This window comes from Streptomyces sp. bgisy130, assembly GCF_057708345.1.
Map to the genome: position 1 here is coordinate 255,167 of NZ_JBYISA010000005.1, position 17,261 is coordinate 272,427.

Here is a 17,261-nt window from a genome sequence, read left to right on the forward strand (position 1 = left end):
GACCGAGACAAGTTCATACGACCGACGCTAAGCACCCCGCGCGGATCCCGCCGAGCAGCGTCAAATCCGGTGGACAGCGCCCCAGTTGTGGATAACTCCGTCACCCACAGGGCACCCCGCCGCCCCACTCACCGCGGCGACACCACAACCCCCAGCAGCCCGGGACCCGTATGCGCGCCGATCACCGCACCCACCTCGCTCACATGCAGCTCATTGAGCCCGGTCACCCGCTCCCGGAGCCGCTCGGCCAGGGCCTCCGCGCGCTCCGCCGCGGCAAGATGGTGAACCGCGATATCGACCTGGCCCTCACCCGCCCGCTCCGCGGCGATCTCCTCCAGCCGCGCGATGGCCTTGGACGCCGTACGGACCTTCTCCAGCAGCTCGATCCGCCCGTCGGCCAGTTGCAGGAGCGGTTTGACGGCGAGCGCGGAGCCGAGCAGCGCCTGGGCCGCGCCGATCCGGCCGCCGCGGCGCAGATAGTCGAGGGTGTCGACGTAGAAGTAGGCGGAGGTACCCGCTGCGCGCTTCTCCGCGGCGGCGACCGCATCGTCCACGCCCCCGCCGGCCTCCGCCGTCTCCGCGGCCGCCAGGGCGCAGAACCCGAGGGCCATCGCGACCATCCCGGTGTCCACGACACGTACGGGCACCGGAGCCTCCTTGGCCGCCTGCACCGCCGCGTCGTAGGTGCCGGAGAATTCCGAGGAGAGGTGGAGCGAGACGATGCCGCGCGCACCGGTCGCCGCGACCTTGCGGTAGGTCTCCGCGAACGTCGTGGGGCTGGGCCGGGAGGTCGTCACCGACCGGCGCTTCTGGAGCGCCTGGGCGAGGGATCTCGCGGAGATTTCGGTGCCCTCTTCCAGGGCCTGGTCCCCCAGGACGACGGTCAGTGGTACGGCTGTGATGTGGTGACGCTCGATAGCCGCCCGCGGCAAGTAGGCCGTGGAATCGGTGACGATCGCGACATGGCGGGACATGACAGGGAGGTTATCCGGGGATCCGGACGCCGCACAGTGCGGGCCCCTTCCCAAGATCCTCCAGGATTACCCAAGGCTCTGCCAAGACCCCACCGAAAAGCACCGCCGGGGCCCTGGGTCCGCGCGACGGCAGCCCCCGGCGCAACGCCCCGGCAGCCGCCACGTCCGCGATGTCCACCAGGAACAGAAGCCCGGTGGAGCCCGATAAGGACTGGTGGGGTCCGATAAGGCCGGTTGGAGCCCGGCCCTTCCCCGCCGTCTTCCTCTCCCCCCGGGGCCCCGCCCCACCCCACCCCACCCCCTCGCGCCTCCCCTGCCGCTACGCCCTCATCTGGTCGTGTCCTCCGTCCGCGGGGTCTTCTGCCACGGGTACGAGGGCTGGGTGCGGGGGTCCCGTGCGGTGATCGCCGGCGGGTCCTCGGGGGTCGGGCCCCAAGAGCGGGCGGCGGCGTCCGACGGGCCGGCGGTGGCACCGGACCGTGCGGGCCCGTCCGTCGGCTGCCCTCGGCCGGGGGCCTTCGTCTCTGCCGGTTCCGCGCTCTCCGGACGGCCCGGTACGGGGTCCCGCAGCGGATCCGTGGCGTCCTCGACCCGGGTCCAGTGCCGCAGCGCCCCGGACTCCACATCGATCTGGTCGCTGAGCGAGGCCAGATCGTCCTCCGCGAACTTGCGGGCGCGGTCGCGCGCGGCCCAGCGCAGCGACTCCGCGGAGTGCGTGATCCGCTCCAGGCGCTCCCGGAGGTCCGGGAGGCGGGCGCCGATGGTGGCCCGGTCGGGCTCGCGTTCCAGCCGCTTGAGTTCGTCGTCCAGCTCATGGCCATGGGCGCTGAGGCGCTCGAAGAGGCCGATCGCCTCGCTGAGGGAGGCATCGTCCGGCGATCCCCCGTAGAGCACTTCCTGAGTGGCGCGCATGGAGGTGCGCAGCGAGAGCCGCAGCTGTGCCAGTTCGCCGACCACGCCGGGCTGGGCGAACTGGCGGGCCCGGAGGGTGGTGTCCTCGACGGTTCTTCGGGCCTGGGCGACCGTGCGGTCCACTCCGCGCTTGGCTGCCTTGACCGCCTTGACCGTCACGAAGACCCCGGCCAGAACGAACAGCACGAAGAGCAGTCCGATGATGGCAACGGCGGCTTCCATGGGCTCTCCCCAGACGTGTCGGCGGCGCCGGATTACGGCCCGCGCCTTGTACCTCCACGGTAAACGGCTCGGGCAGGTCACGGGTTCCAGAGGAACCCCCAACCTGCCCGTAGGGGAAACCACCCATGGCGCTCACGGAGCGCCGGCAGGGCGGATCGAAGCGGTCTCGCGACCGGCCCGGTGAGGCGTCAGCGGCGGTCCCGGAGAACCGCTGCCGGGCGCCCGGGGCCGGTCCCGGGCGCCCGCCGGCGGTTACGCCGGAACGATGTTCACCAGCTTCGGCGCCCGGACGATGACCTTCCGGATGCCTGCGCCGTCCAGCGCAGCGACCACGGCCGGCTCGGCCAGGGCCGTCGCCTCCAGGTCGGCGTCGGAGATCGACGGAGCGACCTCCAGCCGCGCCTTGACCTTGCCCTTGATCTGCACGACGCAGGTCACGGTCTCGTCCACGACGTACGCCGGGTCGGCCACCGGGAAGTCCGCGTGCACCACGGAGTCGGTGTGGCCCAGCTTGCGCCACAGCTCCTCGGCGATGTGCGGCGCGAGCGGGGCGATCAGCAGCACCAGCTGCTCCGCGACCGCGCGCGGGACGGGGGTGCCCGCCTTGGTCAGGTGGTTGTTCAGCTCGGTCACCTTGGCGATGGCGGTGTTGAAGCGCAGGTTCGCCATGTCCTGGCTGACACCGTCGATCGCCTTGTGCAGGGCGCGCAGGGTGGCCTCGTCCGGCTCGCTGTCGACGACGGTGACCTCGCCGGTCGCCTCGTCGACGACATTGCGCCACAGCCGCTGGAGCAGGCGGTACTGGCCGACGACGGCCCGGGTGTCCCACGGGCGCGACACGTCCAGCGGGCCCATGGCCATCTCGTACAGGCGCAGGGTGTCCGCGCCGTATTCGGCGCAGATCTCGTCGGGAGTGACGGCGTTCTTCAGGGACTTGCCCATCTTGCCCAGGACGCGGCTGACCTTCTCGCCCTGGTAGTAGTAGCCGCCGTCCCGCTCCTCGACCTCGGCGGCGGGGACGGCGATGCCGCGGCTGTCCCGGTAGACGAAGGCCTGGATCATGCCCTGGTTGTACAGCTTGTGGAACGGCTCGGAGGACGAGACATGGCCCAGGTCGTGCAGTACCTGGGACCAGAAGCGGGCGTACAGCAGGTGCAGTACGGCGTGCTCCGCGCCGCCCACGTACAGGTCGACGCCGCCGGCCGGCTGCCCCTCACGCGGGCCCATCCAGTACTGCTCGATCTCCGGGTCGACCAGCGCATCGCTGTTGTGGGGGTCCAGGTAGCGCATCTCGTACCAGCACGAACCCGCCCAGTTGGGCATGGTGTTGGTCTCGCGGCGGTAGCGCTTGATGCCGTCGCCCAGGTCCAGGTCGACATGGACCCAGTCCTCGTTGCGGGACAGCGGGGTCTCCGGCTGGGTGTCGGCGTCGTCCGGGTCGAAGGTCCGCGGGGAGTAGTCCTCGACCTCCGGCAGTTCCAGCGGCAGCATCGACTCGGGCAGGGCGTGGGCCACCCCGTCCTCGTCGTAGACGATCGGGAACGGCTCGCCCCAGTAGCGCTGCCGGCTGAACAGCCAGTCGCGCAGCCGGAAGTTGACGGTGCCCTCGCCGATGCCCTGGTCGGCCAGCCACTCGGTGATCTTCGCCTTGGCTTCCGTGACGCCCAGGCCGTCCAGCGAGATGTCCGCGCCGGACGAGTTCACGATCTTGGCGTCGTACGAGGCGAAGGCATCGTCCCAGGTGGAGGGGTCGGTGCCGCGGTCGTCCGAGGGCTCGACGACACAGCGCATCGGCAGCTCGAAGGCGCGGGCGAAGGCGAAGTCGCGGGTGTCGTGGGCGGGGACGGCCATGATCGCGCCGGTGCCGTAACCCATCAGGACGTAGTCGGCGATGAAGACCGGGACCTGTTCGCCGCTGACCGGGTTGGTCGCGAAGGCGCCGGTGAAGACGCCGGTCTTGTCCTTGGCCTCGGCCTGCCGCTCGACGTCCGACTTGGAGGCGGCCTGCTTGCGGTAGGCGGCAACGGCGTCGCCGGGGGTGGCGTGGCCGCCGGTCCACACGTCGTGGGTGCCCTCTGGCCAGGCGTCCGGGACGATCGAGCCCGTGCCGTTGCCGTTGTCGGCGCCGGCGACCAGCGGGTGCTCGGGCGCCAGCACCATGTACGTCGCGCCGAACAGGGTGTCCTGGCGGGTGGTGAAGACGGTGATCTTGTCGTCGCCCACCGGGAAGTCGACCCGGGCGCCCTCGGAGCGGCCGATCCAGTTGCGCTGCTGGAGCTTGATGGCCTCCGGCCAGTCCAGCCCGTCCAGGCCGTTCAGCAGCCGGTCGGCGTAGGCGGTGATGCGCATGTTCCACTGGCGCAGCTTGGCCTTGAAGACCGGGTAGTTACCGCGCTCGGAGCGGCCGTCGGCGGTGACCTCCTCGTTGGCCAGCACCGTGCCCAGGCCAGGACACCAGTTGACCGGTGCGTCCGAGGCGTACGCCAGGCGGTACTCGCCCAGGATGTTGGCCCGCTCCAGGGGGCTCAGCCCGCTCCAGGCCCGGCCGTCGGGGGTCGGGCGGTCACCGGCCTCGAACTGGGCGACCAGGGTGTCGATCGGGCGGGCGGCGTCCGCCTCCGGGTCGTACCAGGAGTTGAAGATCTGGAGGAAGATCCACTGGGTCCACTTGTAGTACGCCGGGTCGATCGTCTCGACCGAACGGCGTCCGTCGTGGCCCAGGCCCAGGCGGCGCAGCTGGCGGCGCATGTTCACGATGTTGGCCTCGGTGGAGACCCGCGGGTGGGTGCCGGTCTGCACGGCGTACTGCTCGGCGGGCAGGCCGAAGGCGTCGAAGCCCAGGGTGTGCAGGACGTTGTGGCCCGTCATGCGCTGGTGGCGGGCGTAGACGTCGGTGGCGATGAAGCCCAGCGGGTGCCCGACGTGCAGGCCGGCGCCCGACGGGTAGGGGAACATGTCCATGATGAACTTCTTGGGGCGGGCCACCGACCCGGCGTCGCCGGCCAGGTCACCCTTGGGGTTGGGGGCCTCGTAGGTCCCCTCCACCTCCCAGAATTCCTGCCAGCGTGCCTCGATGTCGGCGGCCAGCGCGGCCGTGTAGCGGTGCGGCGCCGTCGTTTCGGTGGGGGCACCTCCCGCACTTTCGGCAGCGGGGGAGTTGGTCGTCTCGCTCATCGTCCTCAAAGCTCCATCGATCGTCTCTGCCAGCGGAAACGCGCCAGATCCCCGGCACGCCGGAAACAAAAAGACCCCTCGCACAGGAGGGGAAGCCGCGCCGATTCCGACGGGTTCTGTCATCCGTCGGTACTGATCAGCGCGGCCCGCTAAGCAGAAGGCGTACGGCACGCATGGCGTCAGGGTACCGCAGGGCGTACGGGGCCCGCGCTGGGATTGCCCCCATGCGGGCCCCGCCCCCGGTTACCCCGCCCTCCTACCGCCGCGTCACCGGGCACGGCCGGCGCGGGGAGGCGGCGCCGCGCCCTGGCGTCAGGGGCGGTAGGAGCTCACATAGCCGGCGCCCGGTGTGCCGACGCCGGTGACGTCGTCGTAGCCGACGACCGCGTGCAGGGAGCTGTCCTTGCCCAGGCTGCGCAGCGAGGTCGTGGTGCCCTTGCTCGCGTCGGTGCCGTTGACGTAGTCGACCCGGACGACCGCCAGGTCACGGCCGGCGCCCAGGGGGTGGTCGGTGACGTCGTGGTAGGCGGGGGTGCCGTAGCGCTGGTAGATGCCGGGGTTGGCGAAGCCGATGGCGACGCCGTGCCGGGCCTGCTGGGCGAGCGCCTGGACGCCCGCGATCACCGGGGCGGCCAGTGAGGTGCCGCCGATGCGGTACTCGTCGTAGCCGAGCGTGCCGTCCGGCAGGGTCTGGGTCTGGCCGACCAGGAAGCCGGTGTTGGGGTCGGCGACCGCAGCGATGTCCGGGACGGTGCGCATCGCGCCGCCGCCGTTCGCCTTCGCGAGCCCGTCCGGGACGACTCCGCGCTGGTAGAAGGGCTGCGCGACGGTCTTGCTGGTGCCGCCGCCGGCGCCGCCGTTGAAGGCACCGGGGAAGCCGGTCCAGTCGTGGCCGTCCTTGGAGAGCACCGCCTTCCGGGTGCCCCAGCCGGTCTCCCACTGGTAGGCGTCGTGCTTGCCGACAGCCAGAGAGGTGCCGCCGACGGCGGTCACCCAGGCGGAGTTCGCCGGGGTGTCGACCTGCTTGGTGCCGGTGTTGTCGACCTCGTCACCGTTGTCGCCGGAGGAGAAGTAGAAGCCGATGCCCTGCACCGCGCCCTGCTGGAAGAGCTGGTCGTAGGCGGCGGCCACGTCCGGGGTCTCGTTCGCCTCGATGTCGCCCCAGGAGTTGGAGACGATGTCGGCGAGGTGCCCGTCGACGATCTTGCCGAGCGATTCGAGCAGATCGTCGTCCATGCAGGAGGCGCCGCCGACGTAGACGATGTCGGAGTCGGGGGCGACGGCGTGCACGGCCTCGACGTCGAGGGTCTCCTCGCCGTACCAGCCGGCCGCGCCGCACTCCTTGATGTGCGTGTAGTCCTCGGGAAGCACCTGGGAGAGCTGGCCCCGGCGGTAACGGGGGTCACCGTTGCGGGCGGCGTACTTGTCCGCGTCCCGGGCGATGGTCGGCGAGGCGTAGGCGTCGGTGATCGCGACGGTGACGTTCTTGCCGGTCCACTTCTTCGCCCCGTAGGCGGCGCGGAGCTGCTGTCCGGTGTAGCCCTTGATCGCGTACGGCGCCTTGCTCCCGTAGGCGGACGGCAGCTTCTTGTCGGTCCTGGAGCCGTAGTACGAGGAGAACGGGCCGGAGTTACGGAAGACGCCTTCCGGCGGCGGCAGTTCGCTGGAGTGGTGCTTGGCGAGCCGCGGCGCGTTGTCCAGGCCGGTGACCGTCAGCACCGCGTCGGCCAGGGCGGCGGGCGCGGAGGCAGTGGCCGACGGGGCGTGGTAAGTGTGCCCGCTCTTGCGGTAATTGTGCAGGTCGACGGCGAAGGCACGCTCGGCGGCGGCCGCGTCGCCCCGGACCGTCAGATAGCGGTTGGTGGTCCCGGTGACCGTCAGGCCGGACTTCTTCAGCCAGCCGGTCACCTTGGCTATCTGGTCGTGCGTGGCGCCGTAGCGGGCGCGCACCTGGGCGGGGCTCAGATATTTGCCGTACGCGGCGGAGTGCGGGTCCGACACGGCCCGCGCGCGGTCCGCGAGCCCCTTGGCGTCGCGGCCGGCCAGGTAGACGCGGGCGGTGACGGCCGTGGAGGCGGCGGTGGCGCCCTGGTCGGCCTGCCGGGTGGCCCACAGCGGCTTGGTGCCCGGCAGCGCGTGCCGTCCGCCGTCGTGGCCCGCGGCGTCGGCGGCGGGCGCGCCGAGCGCGAGCGCACCGGCGACCAGCGGCAGCGTCGCTGCCCAGGCCAGACCGGCGCGGGCGCGCGGTGATCTGGTGCGGCTTGATCTCATGGAACCCCCTGTGTGGCGATGTGGTGCGCCGCGGGGTGCCGCGCTGCGCCGGTGTGCCGGTGTGCGGCACCGCACGAGCGGTGAAGGCGTGAGAGTGCGCTCACGCGATGCGCCACTCTTTCGGTGAACCGTTCATGTCAGGGGCATGCGATCACCAAGATGAGCCCAAGGAAAGACAAGGACTGGTCAGGAATGAACACGGAGCGAACAGTCAACTCGCCCTGGCGGACGCGTCACTGACCGAATATCAGCACAACACCGGGAGAACTCCCGCCGGTTGCACCCCTGGGGCGCCCGGTGCGCAGACGCACGACGAAGCAGGCCATCCATATCGGATGACCTGCTTCGTTCACTGTGGAGCTAAGGAGAATTGAACTCCTGACCTCCTGCATGCCATGCAGGCGCTCTACCAACTGAGCTATAGCCCCGTATTCTGTTTCCGCGCGGTTCCCCGCTGCGGCATCGCCTACATTACACGGACCTCCCCGGCTTCTGCCAAATCGTTCTGCCAGGGGCCCTTCGGCGCGACGCGCGGTACTGTCGGCGATCTGTGCCCGATTCGTCCTGGGGAGTCGTACGCCGTGACCGCGCTGGAGCTGGAGCAGTCCACCGACGCCGGCGGCGACCGGCCCGGCAAGGGCCTCATCCGCCGGCACCCCACACTCGCCGCGGCCCTCGGCTGCCTGGTCTCCTTCGCCGTCTTCTGGACCGTGCAGCGCCTGCTGCACGTGACGATGATCGACCTGATGGTCTACCGCGCCGAGGGCTTCACCGTCCGCAACGGCGAGTCCCTCTACGACATGGTGGCGACCTCGGCGCATCTGCCCAACACCTACCCGCCCTTCGCGGCCCTGCTGTTCACCCCGCTCACTCTGCTCGGGGTCCCGGCGATGCGGACCGTCGCCACCGCCGGCAACCTGCTGCTGCTCGTCGGCGTCGTCCACCTCTCGCTGCGGCTGACCGGCCGGCCCCGGCGGCTCCCCCGGCCCGCCGCGGCGTTCGCGCTCTCCGCGCTGCTGGTGTGGTGCGAGCCGGTCTGGACGACGCTGCGCTACGGCCAGATCAATCTGCTGATCGCGGTGCTGGTGCTGTGGGACCTGACCCGCGCGGACACCCGGCGGCTCGCGGGCATCGGCATCGGTGTCGCGGCCGGACTCAAACTGACCCCGGCGCTGTTCGCGGTCTTTCTCGCGCTGGCCGGACTGGTCCGTGCCGGGCAGCTGTTGCGCTCCGGCGCGGGAGCCCGCGCCGCCTGGAACCCCTGGCTGCGGCAGGCCGCCGTCGCCACCGCCACCTTCCTGGCCACCGCGCTGCTCTCCGCGCTCGCGCTGCCGCGCGACTCGTACCGCTTCTGGACCGAGATCGTGTACGCCACCGACCGGGTCGGTGAGGTGGAGATCACCGCGAACCAGTCGCTGCGCGGCGCCCTCGCCCGGCTGCTGCACACCCACGACCCGGGCGCCGCCTGGCTCGTGGTCGCCGGTCTGACCGGGGCCCTCGGTCTGGCACTGGCCGTCGCCGCGCTGCTGCGCGGCCAGCGCGCCTGGGCGGCCGCCGCCTGCGCCGCGACCGCGCTCCTGGTCAGCCCGATCTCCTGGTCCCACCACTGGGTGTGGTGCGTGCCGATGCTGATCCTGGCCGGCTCCGAGGCGCTGCACCGGACGGGCACCGCGGCCCGCCGCTGGTGGACGCTGACCGGTGCGCTGGGGCTGCTCTTCTGCTCGTTCGCGCTGTGGTGGGTGCCGCACCGCTGGCACCGCCACGAGGAACTGCACCAGAACGGCGTGCAGATGCTGCTCTCCGGCAGCTATCCGCTCGCCGGTCTCGCGCTGCTGGCCCTGACCGGGGCCCAGCTGTGGCGGCTCCGGGGGCGGGCGGGACAAGGCGAGGCGCGCCCGTCCGCCGACGCCGGTGGAGGCGGCAGCTGAACCCTGCCCCCGCACTGCGGAATTGCGCGGTGACCCTCTCATGTCCGCCACAACGTCCCCGCCGCCGACGGCAGTTCCGGCTGACCGGAAGCGCCCGGAAGCGTCCGGAACTGCCCGGAGCTGTCCTGAGCTGCCTGAGACGCCGTCAAGGAGGGGGACGCCGCGTCAGCGGCACCTACGGGGGCGGCGGCCCGCTCAGGCCGTGGCGAAGGAGTAGAAGCGCTTCAGGGTGCAGTGCTCGTCCAGCAGGCGCCCGTAGATCGGCTCCCCGTCGAGCTCCCGGTAGGTCTCGATCGGGTCGCCTTTTATGACCAGGGCGCGGGCGCATTCCTCGCACCAGTACTGGTAGGCCGTGTTGACGGGTTCCATGTCCCGGACGATCGGCGTACCACTGCCGCACCAGTCACATTTCCTGCTGTGCGCGCCCATCCATCAGCTCCAACTGTGGCCGCAGGCCGTACAAACGAAGGAAACGCCCCCGTTGTCGCCCAGCACCTGTGCGACATGGGAGGAGCCGCACGAGGGGCACTGAAGAGCGGTGCCGTCGCCGTTGCGCACGGAGGCGGGACCGTCGACGGGGCAGGTGAAACGGAGCGCGTATTCCGGCAGCCAGTCATAGCCCTGCGCCTCGGCCACTTCGAGCAGGTCATTGACCTCCTCGAGGATGCTCGTGGGCATCGCGATCTCTCCTCCCCTGCCGGCGCCGTCCGATTCTGCCACGGACCGGGGGCCGGGTCAGGGCCGCCTTCGCGCCACCGTGGACGACGGCACCGCCGGCCACCGGCCCGGCGACGGCCCGCGCACGGGGCGCCCCGACCGCGCGGCGGCCCCGCACAACGCAGAGATCCCGCCTCCGAGAGGAGACGGGATCATCCGGGTTGTGGAGCTAAGGAGAATTGAACTCCTGACCTCCTGCATGCCATGCAGGCGCTCTACCAACTGAGCTATAGCCCCGAGTCTTGTTCCGCTCCTCCGGGTTTCCCCCGGCGGCGCCGCGAACAAGAAGAACTTTAGCCTGCGACCTGCCCAGATGTGAAATCCGGTCCGGCCGGGCCGCCCGGCGGGCTCAGTCGTCGTCGCCGAGCACCGGCTCCGGCAGGGTGCCGGCGTTGTGTTCCATCAGGCGCCAGCCGCGCGCGCCCCGGCCCAGCACCGACCAGCAGCAGTTCGACAGACCGCCCAGGCCCTCCCAGTGGTGGGCCTCCAGGCCGAGCAGCCGCCCGATGGTGGTGCGGATCGTGCCGCCGTGGCTGACCACGACCAGGGTGCCGTTCTCGGGAAGCTTGTCGGCGTGGTTGAGCACGACGGGGGCGGCCCGGTCGGCGACCTCGGTCTCCAGCTCGCCACCACCACGGCGCACCGGCTCACCGCGCTTCCAGGCGGCGTACTGCTCGCCGTGGCGCGCGAGGATCTCGTCGTGCGTCAGCCCCTGCCAGGAGCCCGCGTAGGTCTCCCGCAGGGCCGCGTCATGCGTGACGTCGAGCCGGGTCAGCGCGGCCAGCTCACGCGCCGTCGCCGCCGCCCGCTGGAGGTCGGACGCGACGATGGCGTCCGGCCCGAGGGCGGCGAGCAGCCGGGCGGCGCGCCGCGCCTGGGCGACGCCCGCCTCGGTCAGCTCGATGTCCGTCGAGCCCTGGAAGCGGCGCTCCAGATTCCAGGCGGTCTGGCCGTGGCGCCACAGGACGATGCGGCGACCCTGGCCGCTCCTGGTGCCGTTCAGAGCAGCTCACCGTCCTGTTCGCCCGCCGTGGCGTCGGCGTGCGCCGCGGCCTTGCCACGGGTGGCCTTGGCCTCCTCGGGGAGGTCGATCTCGGGGCAGTCCTTCCACAGGCGCTCGAGCGCGTAGAAGACCCGCTCCTCGCTGTGCTGGATGTGCACCACGATGTCGACGTAGTCGAGCAGCACCCAGCGGGCCTCGCGGTCGCCCTCGCGGCGGACCGGCTTGGCACCGAGGTCCTTGTTGAGGCGTTCCTCGATCTCGTCGACGATCGACTTGACCTGGCGGTCGCTGGGCGCCGAGGCCAGCAGGAAGGCGTCGGTGATCGAGAGGACGTCACTGACGTCGTACGCGATGATGTCGTGCGCGAGCTTGTCGGCCGCGGCCTGGGCGGCGGCGTTGATGAGCTCGATGGAGCGGTCCGTGGCGGTCACAAGCGGCTTTCCGGTTCGAGGGCAGCCTCTCCGGCCGGGCAGGGGCGCTCGCTCGCTGCGGAGCCGCGGCGCGCGCCGCAGTCCCCATGGGCAACCGGATCGGCGGTCAGGTACCCCTCAAGGGTCTCACGGACCGCCGACACTCCCGGCTGTGTTTTCGAACCCACTGGTCGGTTCCGGCGTCCGGGCCGGTCAGCGCCCGGGCCCCCGGCCGGTGCCGGAGGGGCCGGGCGCGTCCGGCCCGTCAGCCCTTGTAGTCCTGTCCCAGCACCACGGTGATATCGGCGTTCGAGGCGCCCTTGCCCTGCCTGACCGCGCCCGCCGGCAGCCCCAGCGTCTTGGCGACCTCCGCGGCCCTGGCCTTCTGGGCGGCCTGCGCGTAGGTGATCCGGGACGCGGTACCGGCCGCGGCGGCGGTGCCGTCGTCGACGAAGCTGTAGCCGCCGTTGAGCAGCGCCACCTGCGCCTTTCCGGTGGCGGCCCGGTTTCCGGTGGCATTGCGGACGGCTACCCGGACGGTCGCGTCGGGGTTGGTCTTCTTGACCGTGCCGCCGAGCACGTCCTTGACCACGCTGGCCGAGGTGGTCTGGCTGAGCGTCCCGTTCGCCTGTACGGGCAGCAGGGTGGTGCGGTAGGCGCCGGTCTTCGCCAGCTCCGCCCGCTGCGCCAGCGAGCTGCCCAGCTGGGCCTCGGTGAGCGGCGGGTCGAGCACCTGGAGCAGCGTCTTGACCGTGGTGGTGGCGCCGTCGGCGTCGCTGGAGACCTTCTTCAGGGCCGCCTGCATGACCTGGCCGAACCGCTGGAGCTGCTTGGTCTGCGGCTCGCCCGGCTTCAGGTAGGTGGCGTAGGCGACGGCGGCCTGTCCGCCGAGGTCCTGGGCGCTGCCCTGTTTGACGACCGGGGAGGCGCCCTTCTTGGCGCCGGGGACGGTGGCGTCGGTGTCCAGGGTGATCCCGCCGACCGTCTCGACGAGGTTCTCCAGGTACGGGGTGTCCAGCCGCCAGCTGGCCTTGAGGTCGGCGCCCAGGAGGTTGTTGAGGGAGTCCCGGGTCGGCTCGGTGCCCTCGTCCTTGACGGACTTGCCGAGCGTCGTGCTGGTGCCGTCGTCCTTGGGGACGAGGAGGCTGTTGGGCAGGAGGACGGTGGTGCCCTTGTGGGTGGTCTCGTTGTCCACCAGCAGCGCCGTCGAGCTGTTCCCGCTCTTGGTGTCCCGCAGATGGACGACGAGGACATCGCGCTTCTGCCCGGCGCCCGCGGCCGCGCCGGCGTCCGGACCGGCCACTCCCGGCAGCTTGCCCGCCCACCACAGATAGCCGACACCGCCGGCGACCAGCAGGGCCAGCACGACGGACAGCGCGACGATCCGGCTGCGGCCGCGCCGCTTGGCCTCCTCGCGCCGCTCGGTGCGGCTCTCGGTGAACTTCAGCCAGTCGATGACGTCTTCGGGGTCCTCGTCCGGCTCCTCGATGAAGGAGAACTGCTCGGTGCCGTCATCGGGGCCGCCGGCGGAGGGCGCGCCGGACCTGCCCGCGGCGTCCGGTCCGCCGGCTTCCTCCGCCGGGGCGCGGCGCTGCGCCGGCGCCCGGGGCGGGCCGTCCTGGCGCTGCGGGGCGGCCTCCTCGTAGCGGGGCTGCTCCCCGTAGGGGACCTGCTCGTACGGGGACTGCTGGGCCTGCTGCGGGATCCACTCCTGCTGGTGCGAGGGGTCCTGCTGGGGGCGGCCGTACGGGTCGTACTGCTGGGGATAGCCGGGCCGGTCCTGCACCTGGCCGCCGCCGTAAGGGTCGTAGCCGTACTCCGGCTGCGCCTGGTACGGCTGGTGGCCGCCCTGGTACCCGTGGGGGGCCTGGCCGCCGCTCTGTTGGCCGCCGTACGGGTCATAGCCCTCATAGGCGGACGGGGCGGCCTGCTGCCCGTACGCGTCGTAGTGCTGCTGGTACGACGGCTGTGCGGCGTCGTGGTACACCGGCTGCCCGTAGGCGTCGTAGGTGTAGCCCTGGCCCTGCTGCCCTTGCTGCTCCTGGGCATACGGGTCGTGGGCGTACGGGTCCTGCGGCCCGTACGGATCCTGTCGGTCGCTCACCGGTGCCCCTTTCCGTCAGCCCCGTCAGCCGTCGTTGCGGTACAACTGCTTTTTGTCGATGTAGCGCACCACACCGTCCGGCACCAGGTACCAGACCGGATCCCCCTGGGCGACGCGCACCCGGCAGTCGGTCGAGGAGATGGCCAGCGCCGGCACCTCGACCAAGGACACCGCCCCCGCGGGCAGCCCGGGGTCCGCGAGGACGTGTCCGGGCCGGGTCACCCCGATGAAGTGGGCGAGTGAGACCAGCTCCGCGGCATCGTGCCAGGTCAGGATCTGGCTGAGCGCGTCGGCGCCGGTGATGAAGAACAGATCCGCGTCACGGTGCTCCGTCCGCAGATCACGCAGCGTGTCTATCGTGTACGTCTTGCCGCCGCGGTCGATATCGATCCGGCTGACGGAGAACTGCGGATTCGACGCGGTCGCGATGACCGTCATCAGATACCGGTCCTCGGCCGGGGACACCGTCTTGTGGCTCTTCTGCCACGGTTGTCCCGTAGGCACGAAGATGACCTCGTCGAGGTGGAACTGGCTGGCCACCTCGCTGGCGGCGACGAGGTGTCCGTGATGGATCGGGTCGAACGTCCCGCCCATCACTCCGAGTCGCCGCTTCACGGGCCCTGTGTGCTCTCCCATGCGTGCAGACCCTACTGGGCGACGCGCGATGCCGGGTGCCGGGTGCCTGGGCTCAGCGGTCCCGGTTGAAACGGGTGGTGATCCAGAGCAGGAGAAGCAGGATAAACAGGGCGCCGCCGCCGGTCACGAAGGGGCTGAGGCTGGCGTGCCCGCCCTCGTGGCCGGGCTCGGCGGCGAGGGTGGCCAGGGACTGTGCGGTGGTGTGCAGGCTCATCGTCGGCAGGACCAATCCGGGCTGGGGTCGGGCAGAGACTTCCACCACATCGTAAGCGTCGGCCCACCGGGAGCCCACGGCGACTCCGCCCGGAGGCGCCCCGGGCGGGCGGCGGAGGTCAGTCCTGCCCGTAGCCGCGCAGCAGGAACCAGGCGAGCAGGGCGGCACCCACGACGCCGACGATGATCACTGCGCGCAGGATCCATCCCGGTCCGCCGTCCCTGGCGGTCTCCTGGGCTGCGGCGAGCAGCACGCTCGGATACGGCATGACGATGCGCTCCCTCTGATGCGGTCCGTGCGGCCATCTGTACGGACCTGTGCGGGTATTGGTGCGATCGCCAGCGTACGCCCGAGCATCCATTCTCCTGTCGGTGGCGTCCTCTACTCTGAACACACGCAGTCGAACAGGGGGAGGCCCCAATGACGGAGAGCCCAGGCGGCAGCGCAAACGTACCGAGCCGGGACCGGCGGCGATTCCCCGGAATCTCGTCGCGGTCGTACGAGCACCCGGCGGACCGCTCGGCGCTGGTGGCGTTGCGCAAGCTGAGCGGGTTCGACACCGTCTTCAAGACGCTCAGCGGCTTGTTGCCGGAGCGCAGCCTGCGGCTGCTGTTCCTGTCGGACTCGGTGCGGGTGAGCGACCAGCAGTTCGCGCACCTCAACGACATGCTGCGCGATGCCTGCTACATCCTGGACCTGGAGAAGGTCCCGCCGATGTATGTGAATCAGGATCCGCAGCCCAACGCCATGTGCATCGGTCTCGACGAGCCGATCATCGTGGTGACGACCGGACTGGTCGAGCTGCTGGACGAGGAAGAGATGCGGGCGGTCGTCGGCCACGAGGTCGGGCACGCGCTGTCCGGGCACGCGGTCTACCGCACGATCCTGCTGTTCCTGACGAATCTGGCGATGAAGGTCGCCTGGATCCCGCTGGGCAACGTCGCGATCATGGCGATCGTGACGGCGCTGCGCGAGTGGTTCCGCAAGTCGGAGCTGTCGGCGGACCGTGCCGGGCTGCTGGTCGGGCAGGATCTCCATGCCTCGATGCGCGGTCTGATGAAGCTGGCCGGCGGCAATCATCTGCACGAGATGAATGTCGACGCCTTCCTGAAGCAGGCGGACGAGTACGAGTCCGGCGGCGATCTGCGCGACTCCGTGCTGAAGATCCTCAACCTGCTGCCGCGCAGCCACCCGTTCACGACCGTGCGGGCGGCCGAGCTCAAGAAGTGGGCGGCCAGCCGCGACTACCAGCGGATCATGGACGGCCACTACCCGCGCCGGGACGAGGACAAGGACACCTCGGTCTCCGACTCGTTCCGGGACTCCGCCGCCCACTACGCCGACTCGATGCGCAACAGCAAGGACCCGCTGATGGGCCTGGTGCGCGATATCGCGGGCGGCGCGGGCGACTTGGGCGGCAAGCTGCGCGACACGGTCTTCCGCGGCGGCGGGCGTCCCGAGGGCTCGGGCGGCGCCAACGGAAGCGGTGGAGCGGACGGCTCGGACGCCTAGGTCCCGTCCCTCGGACGCCCAGACCCCTCCTTGGGCGTCCGGGACCGGACCTAGCGCATCGGATGGCTCGGCTTCGGCTGGGCCGAGGGTGCCAGCTCACCGCAGAGGGACGGGTTGACCCGCTCCCTGGCGTAGGGGTCGGTGCCCGTGGGCCGGTCGTTGCCGGCGTGCTGTCCCGCGAACAGCGGGCGCAGCGCGTCGGCCGGCTTCGAGGAGCAGGTCATCGGCCCGGCCTGGAGGCTGCTCTGGACCACCTCCAGGCGGTGGTCGCTGAGGTTGTCGCGGGTCAGCCGGAAGTGCACCTCACGGCGGACGGTGACCAGCGAGGCGGCGCCCGGTGTGGGCTTGCCGAGGTCCTGGCCCGATGCCGCGGCCGGCGCACCCGGGGCGGGCCGGACTGCGTAGACGAAGGTGTAGTCGGCGGTGACATCGAGCGCGTCCGGGCTCAACTCCGAGGCGGACAGCGTGCCGTCGACCCGGACGTTCCGGTCGGCGAGCCGGGTCTGCGGGTCGAAGCGGACCAGCCAGCCGGTCGCGGCGTCGTGGCCGTTGTCGCCGGGGTGCGCCAGGCTGCGGTCGAACTGGTCGAGTTGGCGGGTGTCGAGCAGCAGCCGCACCGGCCGTACGGAGCCGCCGGTGAGGGTGTCCGGGTCCAGCGAGGAGCGGACGATGTAGTCCTTCGCGACGGTCAGCGCGGAGACGATCTGGCCGTCGGAGAAGTGCTCGGTGCGGGCGACGGGGGGCAGATTGATACCCGCGGCGCCGATCCGGTAATTCGCCGCGGGGCTGTGCGCGAAGAGATCCTCCGGTGTCGCGCCGGGCACCCTCCCGGAGGGCGCCAGCGGCACCACCGCGGAGCGCAGCGGCTGTGCCCGGACCGTGTCCGGGGCCTTGTAGGGGTGGCGTACGCCCATGTAGACGGCGGTGCCGAAGGCGAGCACGATCAGCAGCACCAGCAGGATGGCCTGCCGGGAGCCGCCCAGGCGCCGCCAGGCGTGCCGGGTCTTGACGGCCGGCGAATGATGCTCACCGAGCCGCTCGTCCGCGGAGAACTCCTGAAGCCGCGCAGCCCGAACAAACGATTCGTCGAAGACGACGGATCGGTATTCGTCCTCACCGCCTCCCGGGGCGCCGTTGGGCGTCCCTTCCGGAGGGTCACCAGGCCCGGTCATACAACAAGAGTA

15 protein-coding genes and 2 tRNA genes are annotated in these 17,261 nt (G+C 71.1%); 2 read left to right on the plus strand and 15 right to left on the minus strand.

The genetic code is table 11. The features are described 5' to 3' along the window. Window positions 1–128: 128 nt before the first annotated feature. The 5 genes from AC3EUV_RS10075 to AC3EUV_RS10095 all read right to left on the minus strand — a co-directional run bounded on the left by AC3EUV_RS10075 (window position 129) and on the right by AC3EUV_RS10095 (window position 7,981). Window positions 129–974 carry a DegV family protein gene (locus tag AC3EUV_RS10075; RefSeq protein ID WP_432145139.1) on the minus strand — a complete coding sequence of 282 codons (846 nt, stop codon included), beginning with the start codon at window positions 972–974 and terminating at the stop codon, window positions 129–131. A gap of 327 nt (window positions 975–1,301) precedes the next feature. Continuing rightward, window positions 1,302–2,108 (minus strand): hypothetical protein, encoded by an 807-nt coding sequence (locus tag AC3EUV_RS10080; RefSeq protein WP_435602679.1) that lies wholly within the window; start codon window positions 2,106–2,108, stop codon window positions 1,302–1,304. Window positions 2,109–2,360: 252 nt separating this feature from the next. Further along, the gene (locus AC3EUV_RS10085) at window positions 2,361–5,282 is read right to left on the minus strand and encodes a leucine--tRNA ligase (protein ID WP_432145141.1); all 2,922 of its coding nucleotides are present in this window, start codon (window positions 5,280–5,282) and stop codon (window positions 2,361–2,363) included. 312 nt (window positions 5,283–5,594) lie between these two features. Further along, window positions 5,595–7,553, minus strand: coding sequence for a S53 family peptidase (locus AC3EUV_RS10090; protein ID WP_435602680.1), 1,959 nt, complete (start codon window positions 7,551–7,553; stop codon window positions 5,595–5,597). Window positions 7,554–7,908: 355 nt separating this feature from the next. After that, window positions 7,909–7,981: transfer RNA gene (locus AC3EUV_RS10095), tRNA-Ala, on the minus strand. A 153-nt stretch (window positions 7,982–8,134) separates the two neighbouring features. On the opposite strand from AC3EUV_RS10095, the gene AC3EUV_RS10100 reads away from it, so the two are divergent. Further along, complete coding sequence (locus AC3EUV_RS10100) at window positions 8,135–9,481, plus strand: glycosyltransferase 87 family protein (RefSeq protein WP_435602681.1); 1,347 nt, start codon at window positions 8,135–8,137, stop codon at window positions 9,479–9,481. A 195-nt stretch (window positions 9,482–9,676) separates the two neighbouring features. On the opposite strand, the gene AC3EUV_RS10105 is transcribed toward AC3EUV_RS10100, so the two are convergent. The 9 genes from AC3EUV_RS10105 to AC3EUV_RS10145 all read right to left on the minus strand — a co-directional run bounded on the left by AC3EUV_RS10105 (window position 9,677) and on the right by AC3EUV_RS10145 (window position 14,833). Continuing rightward, window positions 9,677–9,910 (minus strand): hypothetical protein, encoded by a 234-nt coding sequence (locus AC3EUV_RS10105; protein WP_432145144.1) that lies wholly within the window; start codon window positions 9,908–9,910, stop codon window positions 9,677–9,679. A 3-nt stretch (window positions 9,911–9,913) separates the two neighbouring features. Then, window positions 9,914–10,159, minus strand: a complete 246-nt coding sequence (locus AC3EUV_RS10110) for a hypothetical protein (RefSeq protein ID WP_042154731.1) — start codon at window positions 10,157–10,159, stop codon at window positions 9,914–9,916. A 203-nt stretch (window positions 10,160–10,362) separates the two neighbouring features. Continuing rightward, window positions 10,363–10,435, minus strand: a tRNA-Ala gene (locus tag AC3EUV_RS10115). 112 nt (window positions 10,436–10,547) lie between these two features. Then, window positions 10,548–11,201 (minus strand): histidine phosphatase family protein, encoded by a 654-nt coding sequence (locus tag AC3EUV_RS10120; RefSeq protein ID WP_432145183.1) that lies wholly within the window; start codon window positions 11,199–11,201, stop codon window positions 10,548–10,550. Further along, window positions 11,198–11,632 carry a ribosome silencing factor gene (rsfS, locus tag AC3EUV_RS10125; RefSeq protein ID WP_042154734.1) on the minus strand — a complete coding sequence of 145 codons (435 nt, stop codon included), beginning with the start codon at window positions 11,630–11,632 and terminating at the stop codon, window positions 11,198–11,200. Before rsfS ends, AC3EUV_RS10120 begins: the two co-directional genes overlap by 4 nt. Window positions 11,633–11,876: 244 nt before the next feature. Further along, window positions 11,877–13,715 (minus strand): LCP family protein, encoded by a 1,839-nt coding sequence (locus AC3EUV_RS10130; RefSeq protein WP_432145145.1) that lies wholly within the window; start codon window positions 13,713–13,715, stop codon window positions 11,877–11,879. A gap of 24 nt (window positions 13,716–13,739) precedes the next feature. Beyond that, on the minus strand, window positions 13,740–14,351 hold the full coding sequence (nadD, locus tag AC3EUV_RS10135) for a nicotinate-nucleotide adenylyltransferase (RefSeq protein WP_432145146.1): 612 nt from the start codon (window positions 14,349–14,351) through the stop codon (window positions 13,740–13,742). Between the two features lie 52 nt (window positions 14,352–14,403). Beyond that, complete coding sequence (locus AC3EUV_RS10140; RefSeq protein WP_018088238.1) at window positions 14,404–14,565, minus strand: hypothetical protein; 162 nt, start codon at window positions 14,563–14,565, stop codon at window positions 14,404–14,406. A 118-nt stretch (window positions 14,566–14,683) separates the two neighbouring features. Then, a complete protein-coding gene (locus AC3EUV_RS10145) occupies window positions 14,684–14,833 on the minus strand; it encodes a hypothetical protein (RefSeq protein WP_167352495.1) in 150 nt (49 codons plus the stop codon). Window positions 14,834–14,985: 152 nt separating this feature from the next. On the opposite strand from AC3EUV_RS10145, the gene AC3EUV_RS10150 reads away from it, so the two are divergent. Beyond that, window positions 14,986–16,077, plus strand: coding sequence for a M48 family metallopeptidase (locus AC3EUV_RS10150; RefSeq protein WP_432145147.1), 1,092 nt, complete (start codon window positions 14,986–14,988; stop codon window positions 16,075–16,077). A 50-nt stretch (window positions 16,078–16,127) separates the two neighbouring features. On the opposite strand, the gene AC3EUV_RS10155 is transcribed toward AC3EUV_RS10150, so the two are convergent. Then, window positions 16,128–17,249 (minus strand): SCO2583 family membrane protein, encoded by a 1,122-nt coding sequence (locus AC3EUV_RS10155; RefSeq protein WP_432145148.1) that lies wholly within the window; start codon window positions 17,247–17,249, stop codon window positions 16,128–16,130. Window positions 17,250–17,261: the final 12 nt, after the last annotated feature.